21 protein-coding genes are annotated in these 23,212 nt (G+C 52.0%); 8 read left to right on the top strand and 13 right to left on the bottom strand.

Features of this window, described 5'->3' with window-relative positions; translation table 11 throughout:
* Window positions 1-4: 4 nt before the first annotated feature.
* Window positions 5-1,144: a phosphoserine transaminase gene (locus tag INP78_RS13210; protein WP_194742668.1), complete on the bottom strand. Its 1,140-nt coding sequence runs from the start codon at window positions 1,142-1,144 to the stop codon at window positions 5-7.
* Window positions 1,141-3,288, bottom strand: coding sequence for a RimK family alpha-L-glutamate ligase (locus tag INP78_RS13205; RefSeq protein WP_194742667.1), 2,148 nt, complete (start codon window positions 3,286-3,288; stop codon window positions 1,141-1,143). Before INP78_RS13205 ends, INP78_RS13210 begins: the two co-directional genes overlap by 4 nt.
* Before the next feature lie 179 nt (window positions 3,289-3,467).
* Between INP78_RS13205 and ribD the strand changes: the two genes are divergently transcribed.
* The 6 genes from ribD (at window position 3,468) to INP78_RS13175 (ending at window position 7,892) form a co-directional block, all read left to right on the top strand.
* Window positions 3,468-4,559 carry a bifunctional diaminohydroxyphosphoribosylaminopyrimidine deaminase/5-amino-6-(5-phosphoribosylamino)uracil reductase RibD gene (ribD, locus tag INP78_RS13200; protein ID WP_194742666.1) on the top strand — a complete coding sequence of 364 codons (1,092 nt, stop codon included), beginning with the start codon at window positions 3,468-3,470 and terminating at the stop codon, window positions 4,557-4,559.
* 6 nt (window positions 4,560-4,565) lie between these two features.
* Window positions 4,566-5,366 carry a TatD family hydrolase gene (locus INP78_RS13195; protein ID WP_194742665.1) on the top strand — a complete coding sequence of 267 codons (801 nt, stop codon included), beginning with the start codon at window positions 4,566-4,568 and terminating at the stop codon, window positions 5,364-5,366.
* Between the two features lie 271 nt (window positions 5,367-5,637).
* Window positions 5,638-6,705: an S-methyl-5-thioribose-1-phosphate isomerase gene (gene mtnA, locus INP78_RS13190; protein WP_194742664.1), complete on the top strand. Its 1,068-nt coding sequence runs from the start codon at window positions 5,638-5,640 to the stop codon at window positions 6,703-6,705.
* Between the two features lies 1 nt (window position 6,706).
* Window positions 6,707-7,345 carry a class II aldolase/adducin family protein gene (locus INP78_RS13185; protein ID WP_194742663.1) on the top strand — a complete coding sequence of 213 codons (639 nt, stop codon included), beginning with the start codon at window positions 6,707-6,709 and terminating at the stop codon, window positions 7,343-7,345.
* 74 nt (window positions 7,346-7,419) lie between these two features.
* On the top strand, window positions 7,420-7,629 hold the full coding sequence (locus INP78_RS13180; RefSeq protein ID WP_194742662.1) for a ribbon-helix-helix protein, CopG family: 210 nt from the start codon (window positions 7,420-7,422) through the stop codon (window positions 7,627-7,629).
* Entirely contained in the window at window positions 7,626-7,892 is a 267-nt protein-coding gene (locus INP78_RS13175; RefSeq protein ID WP_194742661.1) for a hypothetical protein, read from the top strand. The genes INP78_RS13180 and INP78_RS13175 overlap by 4 nt, the downstream gene beginning before the upstream one ends.
* Window positions 7,893-7,905: 13 nt before the next feature.
* Here INP78_RS13175 and INP78_RS13170 read toward each other — a convergent pair whose 3' ends face one another.
* From INP78_RS13170 to INP78_RS13155, 4 genes are read right to left on the bottom strand one after another with little or no spacing between them, the layout of a single operon-like run.
* The gene (locus INP78_RS13170) at window positions 7,906-8,400 is read right to left on the bottom strand and encodes a hypothetical protein (protein WP_194742660.1); all 495 of its coding nucleotides are present in this window, start codon (window positions 8,398-8,400) and stop codon (window positions 7,906-7,908) included.
* 1 nt (window position 8,401) lies between these two features.
* Complete coding sequence (locus INP78_RS13165) at window positions 8,402-9,142, bottom strand: arginyltransferase (protein ID WP_194742659.1); 741 nt, start codon at window positions 9,140-9,142, stop codon at window positions 8,402-8,404.
* Window positions 9,129-9,827, bottom strand: coding sequence for a leucyl/phenylalanyl-tRNA--protein transferase (aat, locus tag INP78_RS13160; RefSeq protein WP_194742658.1), 699 nt, complete (start codon window positions 9,825-9,827; stop codon window positions 9,129-9,131). Before aat ends, INP78_RS13165 begins: the two co-directional genes overlap by 14 nt.
* Before the next feature lie 5 nt (window positions 9,828-9,832).
* Window positions 9,833-12,619: an EAL domain-containing protein gene (locus INP78_RS13155; RefSeq protein ID WP_228522894.1), complete on the bottom strand. Its 2,787-nt coding sequence runs from the start codon at window positions 12,617-12,619 to the stop codon at window positions 9,833-9,835.
* 266 nt (window positions 12,620-12,885) lie between these two features.
* Between INP78_RS13155 and INP78_RS13150 the strand changes: the two genes are divergently transcribed.
* A complete protein-coding gene (locus INP78_RS13150) occupies window positions 12,886-15,123 on the top strand; it encodes a YgiQ family radical SAM protein (protein ID WP_194742657.1) in 2,238 nt (745 codons plus the stop codon).
* Here the strand turns inward: INP78_RS13150 and INP78_RS13145 are convergent.
* Entirely contained in the window at window positions 15,120-16,781 is a 1,662-nt protein-coding gene (locus tag INP78_RS13145) for an alkaline phosphatase D family protein (RefSeq protein WP_194742656.1), read from the bottom strand. The genes INP78_RS13150 and INP78_RS13145 overlap by 4 nt on opposite strands.
* Window positions 16,782-16,806: 25 nt before the next feature.
* Window positions 16,807-19,320: a patatin-like phospholipase family protein gene (locus INP78_RS13140; RefSeq protein WP_368667999.1), complete on the bottom strand. Its 2,514-nt coding sequence runs from the start codon at window positions 19,318-19,320 to the stop codon at window positions 16,807-16,809.
* Window positions 19,321-19,447: 127 nt separating this feature from the next.
* Between INP78_RS13140 and INP78_RS13135 the strand changes: the two genes are divergently transcribed.
* Window positions 19,448-20,326: a TraB/GumN family protein gene (locus tag INP78_RS13135; protein ID WP_194742654.1), complete on the top strand. Its 879-nt coding sequence runs from the start codon at window positions 19,448-19,450 to the stop codon at window positions 20,324-20,326.
* Window positions 20,327-20,348: 22 nt separating this feature from the next.
* On the opposite strand, the gene INP78_RS13130 is transcribed toward INP78_RS13135, so the two are convergent.
* From INP78_RS13130 to INP78_RS13110, 5 genes are all read right to left on the bottom strand, one after another.
* Window positions 20,349-20,825 (bottom strand): hypothetical protein, encoded by a 477-nt coding sequence (locus tag INP78_RS13130; protein ID WP_194742653.1) that lies wholly within the window; start codon window positions 20,823-20,825, stop codon window positions 20,349-20,351.
* Window positions 20,826-20,850: 25 nt separating this feature from the next.
* Window positions 20,851-21,231 (bottom strand): response regulator, encoded by a 381-nt coding sequence (locus INP78_RS13125; RefSeq protein ID WP_194742652.1) that lies wholly within the window; start codon window positions 21,229-21,231, stop codon window positions 20,851-20,853.
* A gap of 84 nt (window positions 21,232-21,315) precedes the next feature.
* Complete coding sequence (locus INP78_RS13120; protein WP_194742651.1) at window positions 21,316-21,948, bottom strand: response regulator transcription factor; 633 nt, start codon at window positions 21,946-21,948, stop codon at window positions 21,316-21,318.
* Window positions 21,949-21,984: 36 nt separating this feature from the next.
* The gene (locus tag INP78_RS13115) at window positions 21,985-22,467 is read right to left on the bottom strand and encodes a phage holin family protein (protein WP_194742650.1); all 483 of its coding nucleotides are present in this window, start codon (window positions 22,465-22,467) and stop codon (window positions 21,985-21,987) included.
* A gap of 12 nt (window positions 22,468-22,479) precedes the next feature.
* The gene (locus INP78_RS13110; protein WP_194742649.1) at window positions 22,480-22,896 is read right to left on the bottom strand and encodes a YqjD family protein; all 417 of its coding nucleotides are present in this window, start codon (window positions 22,894-22,896) and stop codon (window positions 22,480-22,482) included.
* Between the last annotated feature and the right edge of the window lie 316 nt (window positions 22,897-23,212).

The raw sequence follows: 23,212 nt of genomic DNA, 5'->3' as shown, positions 1-23,212 counted from the left end.
TCGGTTAAGCGTAGGCAGGCGACAAAGCCGTGGTTGCGGATGTTACTTTATAACCCTGGCGAAATGTTTGCATAAAGTCGGCCAGTTGTTCAGCGGCTGCCAGCTCTAAGCCGTTATAAATCGACGCGCGGATGCCGCCTATGCTACGGTGGCCATTCAAGCCTGAAAACCCTGCCAGTTGTGCTTGCTGAAAAAATGCTTGCTCGATCTCGGCGTTCGGCAAATTAAATACCACATTCATCTTGGAGCGGTCAGCCACTGCCGCACGGCCACGGTAAAAGTCGGCATGGTCATCCAGCACCTGATATAAACAGTCTGCCTTGGCCTGGTTGCGTTTGGCCATATTGTGCAAGCCGCCCATGTCGTGGCGTAACCAGCGCGTGACCAGCAACACACTATAAATCGCAAATACCGGTGGTGTGTTGTAAATGGAGTGCGCATCGGCTTGCGCGTGATAATTGATAAAGCCTGGCAAATCATCGGGCAGGGTGCGCATGAAGTCATCACGCAGAATCACCAGTGTGACGCCAGCCGGGCCGATATTTTTTTGCGCATGGGCGTAGATCATGGCGTAGCGATTAAAGTCCCCTGGCGCCGATAACAGGTCTGAGGACATATCACAGATACGCGGTACGTCGTCGCGGCCAGGCACGCGATGGAACTGCAACCCTTCTACCGTCTCATTCGATATATAGTGAAAATAGGCCGCATCTTTAGAGAGCTGTAACTCAGCATCTGTAGGCAAGCGGCCAAACTGGTCCGCTTTACCGCTCCAGGCCAAGTGCAGTTGGCCGGATTTCTCCGCTTCATGAATCGCCTTGCCACTCCAGTAGCCGCTATGGATATAGTCTGCCGACTGTCCGTTGCGTAGCAGATTCATTGGCAGCATGGAAAACTGTTGCGTGGCACCGCCTTGCATCATGAGCACGCGCGTGGTTGGTGGCAAACCCATCAAATGGCGGACATTGTCTTCCAGTTCATGCACCACTTGCGCAAACCACTCAGAGCGATGGCTGATGCCTAAAATGGACAAGCCGACGTCTGGCACACAGAGCATGGCGGTATGCAGTTGTTGCAATACGCTCTCGGGCAATGCACCCGGACCGCCAGAAAAATTCAGTTGATTGGCACTTAGTTTCATCATGCGCTCTCCAATAAAGGTTGCGGCTGTAATGCGTATAAATACTGCTCAAAGGCTTGCTGTAACTTGCCGATTTGCCCGGCTTTAAACGGGAACAGGCTGGCAGAGTCCATGGCATGCACGGCCATGATGTGGTCGATTTCAAATACCAGTAATTTGCCGTCTTTAGTCTCTGCACAATCGATGCACAAATAGTCGAGCTGCAAACGCTGGTAAATCGCGGCCAGCGCTGCCTGGTGGCGCGTGGCAAAACTGGCAAAATTCTGCATAAACGCGCCTTCTTCTGCCCGTTTGTCGGCAGAGTCATACATACCGGCATTGACGTAATGCACCATCCAGTCACTCGAAATCGCCATATGGCAGATAAACGGCTGGCCGCGTAGCATGGCGATGCGGTATTTACGGAACTGGCCATCCTGGCTGCTGTAATCGACAAAGCGCGATACAAAGAAAGATGTACTTTGGACCTGTTTCAAATAGTCTGCCAGTTCAGTTGCCTGGGTGATCCTGGCCAAATCGTTACCGGCTTGCGAGCCGACCGGACGGATAATCAAGGGTAGGGTAGGCAATGCATCCTGCTCAGTTGTTTCTGTGGGGCGCTGCATGCTCAGGCGCGTGACGACCTGGCTGCGGGTTAATCGGTGTGTGCGTGGCATATCCAGCCCGGCGATGCCTTGTAGCAACTCACTGAGCTGGTCACGATTCACATTCGGCAACAGGTGTGGTGGATTAATCACCGGCCGTGCGTGGTCAAGCAGGCTGGCTTGTACCGCCAGCAGCAAGGCGCGGTTGGCCTGGCTATCTGAGAGTGCGACCATCACCGCATCGTGTTCAGGCATGGGCGATGGCAATGGCTGCTCGACTGACGCATAGTAATACAGCAGCTCGACCGGGCTGTTTTCCAGCAGACAATCAATGGGGGTGTTTTCAGACAAATCGCCCGGGGTCATGATCATCAGCAGGCGGAATTTTGGCGGTCTACAGTTTGCCGGTCTGATATACAGGCGTTGCAGCGATAAGGCTTGCTCCTGTATGGCTAATCCCATGTCACGCATTTTCAGGCATAAAAATACTGTCGCCAGGTTCATCCACAAAATCGCGTTGTCTTGATCCTGGTTCGCCTGTACTAGTAACGATTGCCCATGTGATCGCAAGTCTGCGCCATTCAGGCTCATGCGCAGGAAAGGCGCAAGACCCTGAAAGGTGTGCCCTGCATTATTGTGTTCCAGGGACTGCAATAGATTGTACATATAGCGACGTTTTTCGCTGGCACGGGGCGAGGCCCAGAAGTCGTCGCTGGTCAATACCAGTTGATTGTCGACGCTGAGTTGCACGGTATATGGCTGACCCAGTAATTGGGTGTGTACATAGGTAGCAAAGCACTCTGCAAAGTCTTCCTGCACATCCATGCTGGCATACAGCGTCGGAAACGCCGTTCTTGCCAGGTCGCGGTAAAGATCGATTGCCTGGCTGGCGTGAATGGCTGGTTGGCGGTAAAACGAAATTTTTTCACGATGCGGAAAATTCTGCTCTGGCCGAATCAGCTTGTCACCCGTGGTTTGCCAGCTGAGCTTGCTGAAATGGCCTGCCAGTTTGGGTAGCGGGAATGACCATTCTTTAGGACAGATATCCGTCATTGTTGCTAATACATGGCCAAACTCGTGCAGGAGCAAAAAGCGCAAGGCTTGCAGGCGTTGATCATTAGCGGGGTCGGCAATCTTGACATCAATCTGCACGCCTGGATGCGCGGCAAACGCTGACTGTTCTTTCCAGCTGGCCCAGTGGTTGGCCGAGGCATGCTGGAAAGCATCGCTGTCAATCACCACGACAAACCCGATATTTGTGCTGCCATCGCCCAGAGCGACCATGTCTGTCAGGCCGGAGGCGCCGATGCCGCGTGCAAAAAAGATGCCCAGCACAGACTTGCCGAGGATGTTCAGCAAGCTGTCCGGCAGGCTGGCCAACGCTTGCGCGAGCATGGCTTGCCACTCGGCATGAGTGTCTATAGTCACCGGGTTGGCTAAGTCTTGCGATCTGGCATAGTCAGACAAAAAGTCTTGCAAATCAGCAGTGGGCGGGGTGGTGCGCGCCTGTAGCGGTTGTGCATACAGCGCCAGCCATGGATTAGGGTCAGCAATATAAATCATGCCTCAGTGTAGCGCTATCGCGCGCGAAGGTTAGCGGCAAAAAAACTGGCAAATACCACGGTATTCAACAGTTAAGCGGTGAGGGTAAGGCAGGGTTTGTCGGGCACGTTGGTGGGTTATGGCGCGCAAGGCAACGACAAAAAACCGCAGTGCCGTGTTTTTTTGTATCATTGCAGTCTATGCAAGTGACCTCACAAGATATTGAATGGATGACGCGCGCGCTGCGACTGGGCGCGCGCGGACTATATACCACGACGCCCAACCCGCGTGTGGGCTGCGTGATTGTTAGCAATGGTCAGGTGGTCGGCGAGGGCGCACATCTCAAAGCCGGTGAGCCGCATGCCGAGGTGCATGCCTTACGTGCGGCGGCTGAGCAGGCACGTGGCGCCACTGCCTATGTGACGCTTGAGCCATGCAGTCATTTTGGCCGCACGCCGCCTTGTGCCGATGCGCTGGTGAATGCAGGTGTGAGCCGTGTCGTGGTCGCCATGCAGGACCCGAATCCGCTGGTGGCAGGCAATGGCATTGCGCGTTTGCAGGCGCAGGGCATTGCGGTCACGGTGGGCGTGTGTGAGGCACAGGCGCGTGCTCTCAACCCTGGCTTTATCCAGCGCATGACCCAGCAGCGGCCTTATGTGCGCCTCAAAGTGGCCGCCAGCCTGGATGGCCGTACGGCGTTAGCCAATGGCCATAGCCAATGGATTACCTCGGCCGCTGCGCGCAAAGATGTGCATCACTGGCGCGCGCAAAGTTGTGCCATTGTCACCGGCATTGCCAGCATCCTGCAAGACGATTCCTCGTTGACGGTGCGCGACGTGAATACCCCGAGGCAACCGTTGCGGGTGATTGTGGATAGCCAGTTGCGTATCCCGATTGATGCCAAGGTGTTGCAGGATGGCAATGCGCTGGTGGCTTATGCACAAGGTGACGCTGCCAAGTTGGAAATATTACAGGTGATGGGCGTGCGCACCTTGCAGGCGCCGAATGCGCAAGGTCAGGTTGATCTTGCTGCGTTGATGCAGGCACTGACGGCATTGCCATGCAATGAGGTGCTGATTGAAGCAGGCGCTACTTTAAATGGTGCATTTCTGCAGAGCCGCTACGTTGATGAGTTATTACTGTATTACGCGCCTAAATTGATGGGCCACACTGCCCGTGGCATGTTTGCCTTGCCTGAGCTTACGCAAATGTCAGCGGTGCGTGATTTGAATATGCTTGATGTGCGCCAGTTTGGCCAGGATCTGCGTATCCAGGCTAAATTGCAACCTTGATTTTCTATGCTGATAGACACGCATTGCCATCTTGATGCCAGCGAATTCGATGCAGATCGCGACCAAGTGTGGCGAGAGGCACTGGCGCAGGGCATCCGTGCCGTGGTGATTCCAGCCGTGACGCAAACGACTTTTCAACCCATTATGCAGTGGTGCGCACAACACCCGCAGGCAGGCTTTGCGCTAGGCTGGCATCCCATGTATGTCGCGCAAGCGCCAGAGGATGCTTTGCAGGAGTTGCAGGAGACCGTCGCAACGGTACTGGCCGGGCCGCAGGCGCATCAATTACTGGCGATTGGTGAAATCGGCCTCGATTTTTACCTGACGCGTGACAATGAAGCCAAACAAATCGCTTTGTTTGAAGGGCAACTGCAGATTGCCAAACAATTCGAGTTACCTGTGATCCTGCATGTGCGTAGCGCGATAGACAGCATCCTTAAATACCTGCGCAAGCATCGTGTGCATGGCGGCATAGCCCATGCGTTTAATGGCAGCATGCAGCAAGCGGCGGTTTTTGAGCAGTTAGGATTCAAGTTGGGTTTTGGTGGCGCGATGACCTGGCCGCGTGCATTAAAAATCCGCCAACTGGCCGCAGAATTGCCGCTGGAGCAGCTGGTATTAGAGACCGATGCGCCTGATATTCCACCTGTCTGGGTCGGCCACCAGGGGCGCAATAGCCCGGCGCAATTAAAAAGAATAGCGGAAGAAATGGCCTTAATTCGTGGCTTGGAAACTTCGCAACTCATTGAAATGATAGGCAAAAATTCTACGCAAGTTTTGCCGAAATTAGCCCATTTATGCACATGACTTAAAGTGACACATTAAGAATGTGTCGAAAGTGTTTCAATTATAGTGATGCATTGTAAGTTATTGATTTTATTGAATAAAAAAATAGATTAAAAAATGAACTTTTGGAAAAAGTCCTTTTAAATTGGTAAGTTACGGAATTAAGACACAGCAATCCACAAAGTTATCCACAGATTTTGTGGATGGAAAAATACGGTGTTTGTCCTACAGGAAAAGCAAGCAATTTTACAACTTTTACAATTATTGATCACTCGTCAGCAGAGCTCTTTTTATGCGTGTTAAGCAACAACATTTTCGTACGATCTGGCAGCAAGCCAATGCCGTTTGGCTGATTGATCAAACCCGGTTGCCGTTTGAGTTTGTGACGGTTGAAGTGACGACCCTGGCTCAGATGTGTCATGCCATTCGCAGCATGCAAGTGCGGGGAGCGCCTTTGATTGGCGCTGCGGCCGCTTACGGCGTCGCTTTGGGGATGCAGGTGGCAGCCAGTGATGAGGCGCTGGCCTCTGTGGTCAAGCAATTAGTCGCTACCCGGCCAACGGCTGTGAATCTGGCGTGGGCAGCGCAGCGTATGCAGCAGGAGTTGCTGGTTTTACCAGAATCTGCACGCGCAGCAGCAGTCTGGGCGCTTGCGCAGGCCATTGCTGACGAAGATGTGACGCAGAACCTGGCCTTGGGTCAGCATGGCAAGGCGCTCATCGCGGCCAAAGGCACGGTCAATCCACAGCAGGTAGTGAATATCCTCACCCATTGCAATGCAGGTTGGCTGGCGACCGTAGACGGCGGCACGGCACTGGCGCCGATTTATGCGGCTCATGATGCAGGCCTTAAGGTGCATGTGTGGGTGGACGAAACGCGTCCACGTAACCAGGGCGCGAGTTTAACTGCCTGGGAGTTGGCACAGCATGGTGTGCCGCACACGGTGATTGCCGATAATGCCGGTGGGCATTTAATGCAGCACGGGCAAGTGGATATGGTGATTGTGGGCGCTGATCGCGTGACACGTGGCGGGGACGTGTGTAACAAGATAGGCACTTATTTAAAAGCGCTAGCGGCGTTTGACCAGAACGTGCCTTTTTATGCCGCCGTGCCTACGCCTACGATAGATTGGCATCTGGCACGTGGTGCGGATATTGAAATTGAAATGCGCGACGCAGATGAAGTGGCGTATATGCAAGGGCAGGGCGCGGGTGGGCAGGTACAGCGCATCCGCGTGATTCCGCAAGAGAGCACAGCGCTGAATCCGGCGTTTGATGTCACGCCTGCCCGGCTGGTCACTGGCATTATTACTGAACGCGGCGTGTTTACGCCTGAACAGCTAGAAAGTTTGGAGCCATGATATGAGCACGCCTACCCCCGCACAACAGTTGTTACACGCAGCACAACAGATGGTACAGGTAGGACTCAATAAGGGCACCTCTGGCAATGCCAGCATTCGCCTGGACGATGGTTTTTTGATCACCCCCTCAGGTGTGCCTGCCGAACAACTGAGCACACAAAGCATGGTGTATATGGACTGGGCAGGGCAGGCGGAGGCCGGTAAAAAACCTTCTAGTGAGTGGTATTTTCACCGTGATATTTTGCAGGCGCGTCCTGAGGTGAATGCCGTAGTGCATTGCCATAGCATGTTTGCCACCACCATTGCCTGTATGGCGCGTGATGTGCCGCCGTTTCATTATATGATTGCCACTGTGGGTGGCGACAACATCCGCTGCGCGCCTTATGCCTTGTTTGGTACGCAGGCCCTCTCTGAGGTGGCGGTAAGTGCGTTGCAAGATCGCAAAGCCTGTTTGCTGGCGCACCATGGCATGATCGCTTTAGGTAAAAACTTGCCGCAGGCGCTGGCTATCGCGGTTGAGGTGGAGAATTTGTGCGAGCAGTATTGGCGCTTATTGCAACTTGGCGAGCCTGCGTTGTTAACGCCTGAGCAGATGCGTGAGGTGCACGCCCAGTTTAAGGGCTATGGCCAGTGGGGGTAGCTGGGGGTTGGAGTATTGCATGATGTGTATAAAAGGTGTATAAAATACACATTTATAGTGTATTGGAGGTTTTTATGAGTGTCCGTTTTAATGTGATTTTGTCTGATGATTTGAATCGTGAAATTGACCAATTGGCTGAGCGTTCCGAAAGTAACAAGAGCGAGATATTTCGTAAGGCGTTACAGTTGTTTCTAGCAGCGCAGGAGGGAAAGCAACAAGGGTTAAAGCTGGGCTTGGTTGATCCTCAAAGTAGGCAGTTACAAACAGAAATTATCGGCTTATGAGCAAAATAGACCTCAATACACCACCACCGAATCATCAATATAAGGTTTCGGTCGAGCGTGAAGAGTCTATTCCTGAGCGAAATGTACGTTTGTTCAAAGATGTTGTGTTATTTTTGATGGCCATTGTTTTTGTAGGTTTGCTAGTCTGGTTTTGCTTTTATACTTTGATAAGCAAGTCTGCTGATGCCGAGGCGCAAAAGTGGGCGATGTCTATATTATCGGCTGCGGCAGGGGGTATGGTTGGTTATTTGGTGCGCAAGTGATCAACTGCAAAAACTATAACTTGGGAAACAACGCCAGTGTGCTCAAACGCAATAAGTGTGTGGGGTCGCATATAAACACATTGTTTTCTATGGCCAGAATGGATTCCGCTGGCGCATAGCACTTGAGCAGCACGCCACCAGACTCTACTGCATTCAGGCCTTTGGCATAAGTGGTGGCAATGTCTTCAGAGGCTGTCCAGCAAAAACCGATCTGGTCATTATCAAATAAAAACCAGCTTTCGCCACGGTACACGGTGTAGCCATCGCCATTTGTGCCGGGCATTGCGCGTTTAAGTACTTTTAGCACCAGGGCATCGTTTTTCACTTTTGCCCGCAGGTCGCCCCCGTATTGCGCCCATAGGCTTGCAATCTGCTTTTTTTGAAACACGCTGTCGTCTTTGAGGTTGGCCATGTAGTCAAAGGTGTCATGCCAGAGCTTGGCATCCACGGCATTGACATATGCCCCCAGGCAAAACTGCCTGGCGAGCGATTGCGGGGTGTGTTTCATGCTATGGCTGCAGGCTGGCGACCCATTCGCCATCCACCAATTTTTCTTGTGGTTGGAACTGCTGTTTATAGGCCATTTTCTGGCTGTCGGCGATCCAGTAGCCTAGATACAAATAGGGGAGCCCCAGCTGTTTGGCCCAGGCGACTTGCCACAGGATGCTATAAGTGCCATAGCTGGCTTTATCGGTCGTGTCGTAAAAGGTGTAGACCGCAGACAAACCATCCATCACGATGTCGATCACACTGACCATTTTGAGTGCGCCGTAGGCATCGCGAAACTCCACCATGATGCTCTCCACATTGCTTTGACACAAAAACTGCTGATACTGCGCAGCTTCGTCTTCCTGGTCTGCAATATGGTCTGGGCCGTGGTGGTGGCGCTGTTGCTGGTAAGCCTGGTAAAGCGCGAAATGCTCAGCATCATAGTTGGCTTCAACAATCGTCACTTGCAGGTCAACATGTTTTTTAAAGGCGCGTTGCTGGCTACGCGTGATTTGAAAGTCATTGACTGGCAAACGCACTGAGATGCAGGCGTTGCAGTGTTCGCAGTGCGGGCGGTAGGCAAATTTACCGCTGCGTCTGAATCCTTGCTGGATCAGGCCACTATAGACCGGGCCGTCGACCAGGTTTTGTGGGGTGGCAATCAGGCTTTGCGCCAGCTTTTTGGGCAGGTAGCCACACGGATAGGCCGTGGTGACATAAAACTGCAGTTTTTGCAGCGGAGCATCATTAGGTAACGTCATATTGCACCAAATCGTTCAATTGCGCGATAAACCGGTCTCGGGGGATTTCATACGCGCCAAAGCTTGCCAGCAATGGCGTATGCATCTGACAGTCAATCATACCGACTTGTTGCGCGTTTAACCATTGCACCAGATGGGCAAACGCCACTTTAGACGCATTGCTGACATGATGAAACATGCTTTCACCATAAAACATGCGGCCAATTTTCACGCCATAGCAGCCACCTACCAATTGGCCATGCTGCCAGGCTTCTGCACTATGTGCATAGCCCAGCGCGTGCAAGCGCTGGTAGGCGGCAATCATGTCGTCTGAGATCCAGGTGCCGGGTTGCCCGGGCCGTGGTGTCGCTGCGCAGGCGCTGATGACGCTATTGAAGGCCGTATTAAAGCGGATTTCGAACGGTTGTTGCTGGATGACTTTGCGCAATGAGCGGCTGATATTCAAGGCTGGCGGAAACAAAACCATGCGTGGGTCAGGGCTCCACCACAAGATAGGCTCCCCCGGGCTGAACCATGGGAATATCCCTTGCCGGTAAGCGGTCAGTAACCTGTCTGCGGTCAAGTCGCCACCAATGGCAATGAGCCCATTGGGCTCGGTCAATGCCTGCTGCAATGGCGGAAAAGGCGTTTTTGTGTCCAGAATGAGTACTGGCCCGCCCGGCAGCGGGTAGTAGTGTTCGTGCATAAACGTCAGTTAAATTGGTAGGGGTCGTGCTTGCTTGCCCATTCTATAACCTTGTTGCCAGGCATGCCACGCGAAATACCAAAGCCTTGTGCATAATCGCAGCCTAATTCCGCCAGTAGCTGCGCCTGCTCTGCTTTTTCTACGCCTTCTGCGACTACCTTGCGGCCAAACTCGCGACAAAGCATAACTACGCCTCGAATCACCGCCAGGTCTTCCTGGTTGCTCAGCATATTGTGTATAAAGGACTGGTCAATTTTGATGATATCGACCGGCAGGCGACGTAAATAAATCAGTGACGAATAACCCGAGCCAAAATCATCAATAGAAAACGCCACGCCCAGCGACTGGCATTGTTGAATGACACGGTTGACGCGGGCAAAGTCACTGATGGCGGCGCTTTCTGTGATCTCAATATGCAGTTGTTGTGGTTTGATATTGGGATATTTTTTAAACAGGCTGGCCAAATGTTCGCTGAACTGTTTATGCATTAAATGTTGTGCGGCAATATTCACTGAAATTTGCGTGTGCAAGCCATGCGCCTGCCATTCCGTGAGTTGTCGCAGGCTTTCTTCAATCACCCAGTTGCCAATGTCGATAATCAGGCTGGTATGTTCAACGGCGTTGAGAAAGTCATTCGGGTAAAGCAGGCCACGCAAGGGGTGTTGCCAGCGCAACAAGGCCTCAAAGCAAAACAGTTTGCCTGATTGCATGCATACTTGCGGCTGGTAAACCAGTTTGATATGGCTGTTCTGGATGCCATTGAGCAAATCGCGCAACAGCAGTTGCTGTTGTTGCGACTGTTGTGCAGAGGCCAGGTCAAACAGGTGGAACTGGTGCCCGCCATGTGTTTTGGCATGATACATCGCATGGTCGGCATGGCGCAGCAGGGTGTCGGGCGGATTGTGGTCAATCGGGTAAAGCGTGTAGCCGATGCTGGCGGAAATCGAGAACTTGAATTTATCAATCGTAAATGGCTTTTCAATCGCCGCCAACAGTTTTTTGAGTAAGCGCGTGTATTCGGTTTGTGTCCGGCCGCCGCACAATAACATGGCAAACTCATCGCCACCCAGGCGGGCCAGCGTATCCTGCGGTTTAAGAATGCTGTTCAGACGGTTGGCCAGTTGCATGAGTAGCTTGTCACCAAACTCGTGACCATACTGGTCATTCACAATTTTAAAATCGTCGAGGTCTATATAGCAGATGGCGACTAGTGACTGCTGGCGCTCGGCTTCCAGCAGGGCTTGTTGCAAACGGCTGGAAAAGAGCACGCGGTTAGGCAACTGCGTTAATACATCATGATAAGCCAGGTGTTCCAGCATGTTCTGCTGTTCTTTGGCGCGGGTGATGTCCGAGAATAAGCCAACATAGTGCTGGAACTCGCCCGCCTGGTTCATGACTGGCGACAGTTCCAGCTCCACCAGGTAATCATGCCCCTGGTGATGGCGGTTCCACACTTCGCCTTGCCATTCTTGAAAGGCCTGCGCGCCTTCATACAAGGTTTGAAAGAAATCCGGTTGCTGGCAGGCGATGCCCAGGGCGGTCGGGGATTGCCCAATTGCCTCTGCCTGCGTATAGCCGGTGACGACACTGAAAGAGGGGTTACATTGCACAATCAGGCCATGTTCATCGGTAATAAAAATGGCATCATGGGCATGGTCAAACACACTCGCAGAGACTTTGAGCCGGTTGGCACTGGCTTGTATCTGGCTCACCATTTCACGCAGGCGGCGCCGCATTTTGACCATGTTGGCGATCAGGGTGTCCGGCGTGGCCGTAATATGGTCTTCAGCAAAATCGCCACTTTCAATGCGCATCAGCAGCAGTTTTGCTGTTTCCGGTTCGCCACCCAGAGGATTCAAAACAAAGCGCTGCAAGCCGCTGATGACGGCCATTAACACCACTAGCGTCAGGATCAGTGCAATGATCATGACTGGTGACAGCGCGCCTAGCGCGGACCAGTAAGCTTCATTGATGGGGTACAGGATGTTGATCTGGAAGTCCCATTCCGGCACTTCTTTGCTGACTTTTTTCCAGCGTTGCTGCTTGTCTTCCATGGCGTCTAGCGCCTGCTGCTTGCTGATGCCACCGGTGAGGAAACGAATCTTGCCATGGCCATCGGTAATGGCAACGAAGCCTTTTTCTAAAAATCCCCATTGGCGGATCGCCTGGTCAATGGCGTTGAAATCGAGTTTATAGCCGACATACCAGGCGCCAATCAAACGACCATGATCGTCGTGCATGGGTTCATAACGTGACAGATAGGCCTCGCCCAGGATATCCACCACGCCGTAGAACGTTTCGTTCTTTTGCAGCTTTTCAATCACCTTGCCATAGGGGTTTAGTTCGGTGCCAAAGGCATTGCTGCCATCGGCTTTTTTTACATTGGTGGCAATACGTAAAAACTGCTGGCCGCGTTTGACAAAAATGGTGGCCGTGCCACTGCCGATGCGGGTAACAGAGTCGACCAGGATGGTCCTGCCGGTTTGCGGGCTGTCGCCAAAGCGCAGGTTAGGCACCTGTGTCCCCAGCATATCGGTGACACCGTGAATATTGGGCTGGCCTTCAACCGAGGCATATTGTTTCAGCAATGCCATGCTGGAAAGCACATGTTCACTGACCAGTGTTCTGGCGGTGACTAGCAGGTTGGCGAGCTTTTGTGTTTCCTCGTTGGCCTTGGTTTCAATATTATTCAGGTGATGATTGAAAATAAAGGCAAATGAAATGAACCCGATGAGCAGGCCAAAGGCTGCCAAGGGTAATAGAATCTTTTTAAATAGCGTGTAATGCTTCATTGTTAATTTAATAATTATTATGTAAAAAAATACCCCACTCTTGATCACGGTTATACAGGGCTTTAACAACTGCCGCAATCATAAATACATCTGTTAACGGCGATTGCCTGTCTTTTCGCGCTGAGCGTCTGATTCAGCACACAGTTTATTTTGCGTGGGGGCTTTTCTTTGTACGAGGCTGGATTCTGTCATCCGTGTGCTTGTGACGGTAAAACACCTCATTTTTTTAAGAAAAATGATTTCAAATCAATCAATTAACGCGTAAAATGCGCAACTCTCAAGCATTGCTGGTCACCCGCGTGGAAATCTACACCTCCCTTATTGCCAAACCTGTTAACAGCTATCGTCCTTATTGGGCCAAGCGTTTCGGTACTGCGCCTATGCTGCCGATGAGCCGCGCCGAAATGGATGCACTGGGCTGGGATAGTTGCGACATTATTTTGGTGAGTGGGGATGCTTATATCGACCACCCCAGTTTTGGCGTGGCGCTCATCGGCCGCTTGCTGGAAGCACAAGGGTTTCGTGTCGGCATTATTGCGCAGCCGGATTGGCAATCTGCCGCCGCCTTTAAAGTGTTGGGCAAACCCAACCTTTATTTTGGCGTCACCGCTGGCAATATGGATAGCATGGTCAACCGCTACACTGCAGACCGCAAAATCCGTTCTGACGATGCTTATACGCCCAATGCTGAAGCCAACAAACGCCCGGACCGGGCTGTTTTGGTGTATTCACAACGCTGTAAAGAAGCCTATTCAGACGTGCCGCTGGTCATTGGCAGTATCGAAGCCAGCCTGCGCCGCATTGCACACTACGATTACTGGTCAGACAAAGTGCGTCGTTCTATCCTGATCGACTCCAAAGCCGATATTCTGCTGTATGGTAATGCGGAGCGCGCCATTGTAGAGCTGTCGCATCGTATTGCGCGCGGTGAGGCTGTGCACGACATTCAGGATATTCGTGGCACGGCATTTATCCGCAAACAGGTGCCGGAAGAGTTCCTCGAGGTGCCTTCAACCCGGCTGGACAGGCCAGGCGTGATCGACAAACATGAAGACCCGTATGCCATGAAAATGGGCAAGGGCGATGCCAGTTGCGCGACAGATGACAAAGGCAGTGAGGCTAGCGGTGCGAATGGTGCCGCGGCGCCTACCATCAGCCTGCCATTGCCGCTTAAAGCCAGCAAGGTGCCGCGTGACCGCCAGGTCATCCGCATGCCGTCTTATGAAGAGGTGGTGAGCGACCCGGTGATGTATGCCCACGCCTCACGCGTGCTGCACCTGGAAGCCAACCCCGGCAACGCGCGGGCGCTGGTACAAAGACACGGCAACCGCGAGGTCTGGCTGAATGCGCCACCGATTCCGCTGACGACTAAAGAGATGGATTACGTCTACGATTTGCCGTACGCGCGCAAACCGCATCCGTCTTATAACGGCGCCAATATCCCGGCCTGGGAAATGATCCGCTTCTCGGTCAATATCATGCGGGGCTGTTTTGGTGGCTGTACCTTCTGCTCAATTACCGAGCATGAAGGCCGTATTATCCAGAGCCGTTCCGAAGACTCCATTCTGCGTGAGATTGAAGAAATCCGCGACAAGGTAGATGGCTTTACCGGCGTGATTTCTGACCTTGGAGGGCCTACAGCCAATATGTATCGCCTGTCTTGCAAGTCTGAAGAAATCGAGAAAAACTGCCGCAAACTGTCTTGCGTGTATCCAGGCGTGTGCGAAAACCTCAACACAGACCATTCGTCGTTGATTCAGCTATACCGCAAGGCACGTAACCTGCGTGGCGTGAAAAAGATCCTCATTGGTTCAGGCTTGCGCTATGACCTGGCCGTCAAATCGCCAGATTATGTCAAAGAGCTGGTGCAGCATCATGTGGGCGGATATCTGAAAATTGCCCCTGAGCACTCAGAAGAAAACGTGCTCAGCAAAATGATGAAACCGGGCATGGGCGCTTATGATGAATTCAAGCGCATGTTTGAAAAATTCAGTGCCGAAGCAGGCAAAAAACAGTATTTGATTCCATACTTTATTGCTGCGCACCCTGGCACGACAGATGAGGACATGATCAACCTGGCACTGTGGCTCAAGCGTAATGATTTCCGCCTTGACCAGGTGCAGACCTTCACGCCGACACCGATGGCGATGGCGACCGCCATGTATCACAGTGGTAAAAACCCTTTGCGCAAAGTCACCCCAGACTCCGAAAACGTGCCCGTCGCTAAAACTGGCACCATCCGCAAATTGCAAAAAGCGTTTATCCGCTACCATGATCCACAAAACTGGCCCATGCTGCGTGAAGCGCTCAAGAAAATGGGCCGAGCCGATTTAATTGGCAACGGTAAAAAGCATCTGGTGCCTGCGTATCAGCCTGCGGTATTACAGCAAATTGTGCAGTCGGATGGCAGCCGCTTCCAGACCAAGCCCATGCCTAAAGGCTTTAACCAGACCAAAAATCCTGCTTACAAGCATAAAGCCAGAAAACCTGGCGCAGGCCGTTAATAAGGCAAGCCCAGCACTTGATAGCCGAGTGTTGGGCCAAGCAGCTTTTGCGCGCCGACCGCCAGGTCATTCGCATGCGGGAAATCAATGGTTTCATAATGCCAGTTGACCCACACTTTGTGGTCGCTGCCTTCATGCATGCAGGCATAGTTGCGGTGGAATAAAAAACGATTGCCAGACGCGTCTTTGCGTAGCGTGGTGGATAAAACACAGCCTCCGCCGAGATCTATATCCGGCTGTGTGACGCTGGAAGCCAGCCGGATCACGGATTGTTCCATGCTCAGTGGTGGCGGGTGCACAATGCCTGAAGAAATCAGTTGTACTATATTCCCAGTGCTAGATGGATTTCCTGTATCAGCCTGCTCGCGATAGGTACCGCTGGCCGCCACATGCACATCCCCGGAAATGATAAAAACTTTGGTGGGTGTGTTGGCTTGCAAGGCGGCTTGAAACTGCAGCAAGCGTTGCAAAACACTGCACATTTCATCGTAATGTGTGCTGAATCGCCAGTGGTCCGCCATATCGTCATAGGCGTCAAACTGGATGCTGAGGCGGATGTTGTTTTCGCTTTCAGAAAAATGCCGGTAAAGAAAAGGCACGCCACTCAGGACAAGCAACTTCTGTCCGGCTTGCCAGCCTGCCTGTAGTTCTGCCAGGCCCTGAATGAAGTCTGGTTTGCCGCTGCCCATAATGTTGTGCAAGGTACGCTGGCTGCGGTTATCCATCACCAGCAGCCCATAATCGCGAAAACGCACAGTCATGCCAAAATGCGCGGGTGCCGTGTTGCGTTGCTGCAAAGCACGGTTGTTGATTCCCCGCACCTGAAGCAGCGTGAAATACCTTTTTGCACTATCAAACATAGCTCGGTAAGCCGGACTGGTTTCCAGGCGGTAGGGCTGTGAACCCCAGCCGTCGATAATGTCGTGGTCATCCCACATCATGATGCTGGGAATGCTGGCCAGGCAGTAGCGTAACGCCGCAGATTGCGTCCAGCTTCTGATATAAGTATCGAGATAAAACTGATCGATACGCTGCCTGAGCGTGTCAGAGACTGGCGCTGATAATTGTTCTTTGAGCGGTTTTTGCGACCAGGCATACAAAGGCTGTTTTTCATTGAAAATCGCATCTGCATAAATCTGGTCGCCGCCCATCATCAGCGCCGCATAAGGCGCATCGACCACTTCCGTATAATCCACATTCGCCATATGCGCAGCCTGTTGCTGCTGCATACGTTGCCACAGGTAATCAATAGGCGCCGGGTGTTGCGCGCGCAGTTTGTCGGATGAAAATCCATTGCAGGACGCGAATGCCAGTTGTACCCGCTGCTTGGCCGCCGGGCAGAAAAATGACCAGTCAGCAAGCAGGGTATTACGCGTGGGTGCGTAACTGGCGGGTTGTGCATCAATCAAAATCTGGTAATGACAGACCTGGTCTAGCGTTGTCAGCGGAATGGCGATTTCGGCACGCCAGAACTTGCCGCGGCTCAGGCTGCTGATCAAACTGAATTCGCTACGCAAGTTTTGCTTGCCTATGCGATAGGCCAGGGTGGCGGCGTCGACGTCGTTTTCAGAGAGAAAGCAAACGCTGTAGAGGGTGGCGTTCTCGTGTTCACCCTCCAGCCCCAGCAAGGGACCTAAGACAATATTGTGTGATGACATGCGTGCTCCGTGTGTCGGTGATGGCTTAAGTCACGCTCTCCAGCAGGCCTGGGAGTAGTGCTTGTATCTGCTCGGCGACTATTTTATCTGGATGATTGGCTGGCAGTTTAAGGTTTTGCGCAATATGTTCGCCTAATCTGCGATAGCTTTCAAACTGGGATTCGCTAAAAAACTGGTCTACGGTACTGTGGTGCGGAAAACTCGGTTCCTGTAATTTAAAATTAATCAGGTCGCTGGGCTCATCGCCCGTCAGTGAGCTTTTAATATACACCAGGTAACCCATATGTGCCGGATCGCCGTCGCCCATGTAGTCAATGCTGCCGATGGCAAAATGACGGCTGCCACATTTAAACAAGCCATATTTGCATTCGTTGACTGGCAATAAGGGATTGATATCCAGTTTGATGGTGATGCCGAAATCCACTTTGCATTTACGGATGGCATTACCCAGGTCTTCAAATTCATAGCAGCCATCAGCCCCAGCATCCACGGCGACAATCAGCTTGCACCTGCGGCGCACCAGTTCATAAATTCCCAGGTTTTCAAAATGGCCGCCATCCGACAAGTATAAATAGCCCGAGGTCGAGCCGGTGTTGGTGATCAGCTCTTTGATCAGGTAGAACAGGTTCCAGAACGGTGATTGTCGTTGTGGCGGGTTGCGCAGCCGCAGTTTGCAGTTCAATCGCATCAGCAGCCGGTTAAAGTAATTCTCATGCAGCGGGTTGCCAAACCAGCGCCCCAGGCGCGCATTAAAAATGGTCATGATAAAACCCATGACCGGGTTGGTGTGATACCCCATATTAGGGCTGGCTGCTGCACCGCTGGTGGATACCAGGCTACCCAGCTCCGGGCCGCCTTCGCCAGTATAGTGATGGGTGTCATACCAGACTTCGTTATCAGGTAATTTAAAGCCGCAGTAATAGGGGCTAAACATAAACGAGGCCGCCTGACGTTGTTGCCAGGCCAGTTGCGAGCCATCGCTGATATTGACCGCCGTGTTCACAATATGCGTAGGACGTTGCCCACGCAGGGAGGACATGGTGACATCATCATTATTATCAAAGCCGGTAAAACTGTTGGGTTTACGGTGATTGTTGGTGGCACCCAGATAGCAACGCGTCAGGCGGTTGCGGTAAAAATTGTGCAATGAAAACACGTTGATATCAATGCGCCAGCTGCCGAGCACGACGATCAACAAAGCAGCGGCAAACCACAGGCTGCGATGCGGCGAAAGATACAGGCTGAAACTCAGGTAGCCAGAGACCAGCAGAATGAGTGCGACCACGAGATAGGGCAGGGCTGTGGTGAATTTGCCTTTCAGGCTGTTGGGTGACTCCGCTCCCGTCGTGCGGCTTTTCCCTAGTCTGGCGGTGAAAAAAGCCAGCAACCATGAGCCTACGCCGGTCAGGCTTTTTTCCGTGGTCCCCAGGCTACCCAGCCAGTGATGGATGAGCACTGGAATATAAAGTGCACAAGCGAACAGCGCTAGCCAGATGACACAAAACCCAATATTAATGCCGCCGATACGATGCCACCATTCACGCGTACTGACGTCTAACAGGCGTCCACTGAGCCCCATGATGGCGACCAGCCCGGCAGAAATCAGCAGTGAAATCACCGGCACGCCCAAGCCTATCCAGTAGTTTGGCTGGAGTTGATTTGCCTCGTCATCGACCGCATAGGTGGTGAATAGCTGTTGCCAGCTGGATGGTGGGATGGCCCACAGCAGCAGGCTAAAGCCTGCCACCCCACACAGAAATGCCGCCACCGGGTAAAGAGCATGGGCGCTGCTGAGGCAGTTGCGGCGACTGAAGTAGAATGAGCTGGCCAGGCTGATTAATGCCAGGATGATGCCTGTTTTGCCCGTGACCGTTTGTGCGGTATTTGCAAACAGTTGCTTTAACAGATCGCTATCCAGTGTGAATGCGGGTAGCAAGGTGCCTTGTATGTCTGAGTGGCTGAAAAAGATCACAGACATCATCAAGACGATGAGCACGCAGAGCAGCAGCACCTGGTTGAGCAGGGTGTTGGCCATCCATTGTGCCAGGGCCGCTAGCGTGTCGCCGGTGAATAAACCGGTTTTGGGCGTCAGGTAGTTGCTATAACTGCGCAACCAGAGAATGGCTTGTTCGGTGGCTGTCAGCTGGCGCGCGACACTGTTTTGTGGCTGTGTAGAGAGCACCAGCTCGGCCTGCACGGTATTCACATGGTTGCTGTGTTTAACCAGGCTGGAAAACCAGGCGCCGATATATCCACCGCCAGAGACGGTTGAAAGATAGTCGAATTTGTTGAGCAGGCCTTTTTTTGCCAGGCCTTGCAGGATGCCGAGGTTGAGCGTGGCACTGCGGATACCGCCACCAGAAAAGGCCAGGCCAATCAGGTTTTCACGATGAATGTCCTGGCGCAAATGTGCCATACCCCGCATTTCCGCATCCAGTACGGCTTCAAAAGAGTGCGTTTTATGTGGGTCGGTTTCTGCTGCCTGGTCGGTCGGGTGCATGGCAATCTCCCTGAGCATCTTGTTGATATTATTTAACACATGGTATCTCCGTATCAAATAAGTGACAACACCTGGTCGATGTCATGTGTCGCCGATAGGTGAAAATGGCATGAGCGTTGTCATTTATGAGAGGATGTCGGCTGATGAGTAATAAGGATATTGGCTGATGTGGATGAATAAAGCGATGAAGTGCCTGACGCGCGGGCTATGGCTGTGTGCCGCGGTGTTTTTATGGCTGGGCCAGCAGGCCTGTGCGGCTGAAAAAAGCCTGTTCTGGCAGCTCGAGTCCCCAGCCGGGCAGGTGAGTTATCTGTTTGGCACCATGCATACTGACGATAATCGCGTCACTGATTTCTCCCCAGCGGTCGTGCAGGCACTTAAACAGGTGGATGTGTTTATGCTCGAAGTGGCAGATGCACCACCAGCATCTTTGTTGCAATTGCCACAGGGTAGCCTGAAACAATATTTATCAGAAGCCGAGCTGGATAAAGTCGCCAGTCTGGCCGACATGCATGTGATCCCGATGGAACGGGTCCTCAAAATGAAGCCGTGGTTGCTGGCGGTGATGTTTGATTTGCCCAAGCCGCAAACACCGTTCGCGCAGGATTTTTTACTCAAGGCCAAGGCGGAAGAACTGGATAAACAGGTACTGGGGCTGGAAAGTGCACAAGAGCATTTTGGCGTCATGGATGGCATGACGCTGGACGAGCAATTGCTGATGTTGCGCGCGGTGCTCAAGCGTAGCCAGAAACAAAAAGAAGGTGATTTTGAAAGGTTAATGAAGGCCTACTTGGCCGGAGATGCCGAGCAGGTTGCCAATATGGATGATGCCATGACGCGCGGCATCTTGCCCGCGGCATTGTGGCAGCGTATGCGGGTGAAGTTGCTCGATGAGCGCAATGTGGTGATGGCCGCCCGTAGTATCGACCAGGCCCGCCAGCGGCCGGTGTTTATTGCGGTTGGCGCGGCCCATCTGGCCGGGCAAAATGGCTTGTTGCAAGCGTTTAAACAAGCCGGGTTTAAACTGACACCGTTGAAGAAATAAGTCGGTTTAAATCCCCACGGCTTTACGTGGGATGAGCGCTGGCCTCTTGTGCAATGCGCGTAATGTGCGCGACGAAATCTGCATCTTCACCAACCAGTAACCGCGGTAAATGCTGGCGGAAATCTTCACGCAGGCACCACTCGCGCATATAGTCCTCCCAGGACATCCAGCGCCGCAGGCGTTTGCCGCGCATGTCAGGGTCATAAGTGAGCAAATAGGCGCGTTCAAACAGCGAAATCAGGATTTCGAATAACACCAGTTTGCGCTCTTCCTGGTCTGCCGTCATGGGCATGGGGTCTCTTTGTGAGCGTAATTGCAGGTCAGGATAGGCCATGACCAGTTTAAGGAAGTCCGTATAGTTATCTGCCAGCAATTGGTAGACTTCTTCATCTTCATTCTCGCGTTCTTTACGCTGTTCCAGCACAAAGGTGAGAATGGCGAGTGGCAAACCGACGACGGTGACGATATAGCTCAGTAATTCCCAGGTAGCGATGGTCATGTCGGTTTGCGAGAGGAGGTGAGGGTTAGTTCAACGCATTTGCATGTTGCTGGATCACGTCCATGCATTCATCAAATTGCAGGGATTTGTCAAAAAAGTACTCAACGCCCATATTATGCGCCAAGTTGCGGTAATAGCTGTTGCCGTGGTTGGTCAGCATGACGATGTCAGGCGCTTTAAACGGATAGCCTTGCTGGCGGGTGTGGCGCACCACATCAAAGCCCGTGCCTTTGGCTAACTCAATATCCAGCACGATCATGTCGTATTGCCTTGCATTAAGCAAATCAATGGCTTCGTCACTGGTGGTGGCGATATCCCTGACATCCAGTTGGTCACAGTCATGCAACATCTCGACGATGACATCACGAATCAGTGCGGAATCTTCAACTAACAATAATCTATACATGACGGTTTAACCAGTGACTGATGTCCAATAAAGGGTTAACACAGGCTGCTTGGCGGTTATATTCATGCGTTCAATCGTATTGGCTTAATTAAGCAAACCGTATTTGATGGCATAGTAGGTCAAGTCAGCATTCGATTTCATGGCCATTTTTTCCAGGATGCGGCTACGGTAAGTGCTTACCGTTTTAATACTGATAAATAATTCATCTGCAATTGCGGTGGGCGTCTGGCCGGTGGCCAGTTTGACAAAGACCTGAAACTCACGGTCAGACAAGGTCTCGTGCAATTGCTTCTCTGAGGGGTGGCTGAGTTCGTTGGTCATCAGCTCGGCCAGTTCGGCGGAAATATAGCGCTTGCCAGCAGAGACAGTGCGAATCGCCAGGATAATCTCATCCGAATCTGCATTTTTGGTTAAATAGCCTTTGCAACCATTACGCATTAAATTCAAGGCATATTGATCCTCGGCATAACCACTGAGTACCAGCACGGGTAGGTTTGGCGCCACATGTTTCAATTCATGCAGGGTATCCACCCCGTTTTTGTCCGGCATGGAAATATCAAGCACCATGGCATCATATTCGTTTTTGCGTACCAACTGGATCGCCTCGGCCCCGGACGAGGCTTCCCCCGTCACTTGCAGATCCGTTTCCAGCTCGATCAGGTTACGTAAACCATCACGTACAATGCTGTGATCATCTACCAAAAGAATTCTTTTCATGCGCTTCTCTTAAACTTATTAGTCAGGGTTAAGGGTTTAATTTGCAGGTTTTGCGCCATCATTGTCTGGCGCGGCAGCCGCGTCTGTTTGTTCTGCGGGTGCCATTTCTTTTCTAAACAACCGCCAGTCCTGGTTAATCATGGCCAGCGAGTCAGCAAACAGCGGTTTTTTGTGCCAGATGGCACGTACAGAAATAAAGGCGATGACCCCGATAATCGTTGGCACCAGCATGGCTAGGCCAAGGATTAAGGAGCGGTGTGGATGTTCCCACAAGAGGGAAAACAGCCACATCAAGCCCAGTAAACCGGTGAAAATGAACATGCTAAACACCACCAGCATGCCGACCATGCTGGTGGCTAGGCGTTCAGTTTCCTCGAGAAAGTCCTGTTTTAATTGTTGCGCACGATCTTCCGTGTAATCGGCTACGTGATGGCGCAGATTGAAAAAACTACCTTTCAATGCGCTCACTTTGCGATTTAAAAACAAAACAGCGGCAAATTTCAAGAGGTTTACCCACATAGCTTTCCTTGCTTATTCACGACGTTTGGTGCCCAACAGGTATCCTATCAGCAAACCGACACCAGCGGCTACCAGCACGGTGCCCAATGGATGTTCCTGCACGGTATCTGCCGTCTTGTCCTTGATGGAGTGATAAGTATCGCTGACTTCGCGCTGCACCTGCTCTTTGACACGGCTCGCTTTTGAACTCAAGTTAGAGGCCAGTGCCGCAGCATTTTCTTCATTGGTCAAACGGTCAATATTGCTTTTCAAGGTATGAATCAGTTCTTTTGCCTTGTCCTGTGTATTGTCCGCGGTGTCATTGACGGCATCCAGCAACTCATTAGCAGTCGATTTTACCTGCGCAGCAATTTGCTCAATGGCCTGGTCAGAGTGTTTGGCCAAACGATCGGTCGTGTTCTCAACATTGTCTTTTGAAAAATTAAACATTTTGAAACTCCTTTTTAAATCGTGGTTTAAATACTGATTACAGTGTCGTCTTCAAGATCACCAATAAACCGTGATGACTGTTTGGACAGTTGATTAAACGAAAAGTGTTTTCAACATGTGGCTATCTTACCCAACCGGCCTGTCATCTCCCTATCGGCCAGCCACCGATATCAAAGTCAGAATTCTCTGACAGTCTATAAATTGGTGGGTCAACACATCTTTACGTTGCTGTTAACTCGCAACACCGCTATGATGCGACTGATGCATTGTGAACAATGCATGCAAAAAACGTTACGCCGGATTGCCTGATTTTTCA

Source organism: Methylophilus sp. 14 (assembly GCF_015354345.1).
Taxonomy (GTDB): Bacteria; Pseudomonadota; Gammaproteobacteria; order Burkholderiales; family Methylophilaceae; genus Methylophilus.
This window is presented reverse-complemented; position numbering and strand designations above follow the sequence as displayed.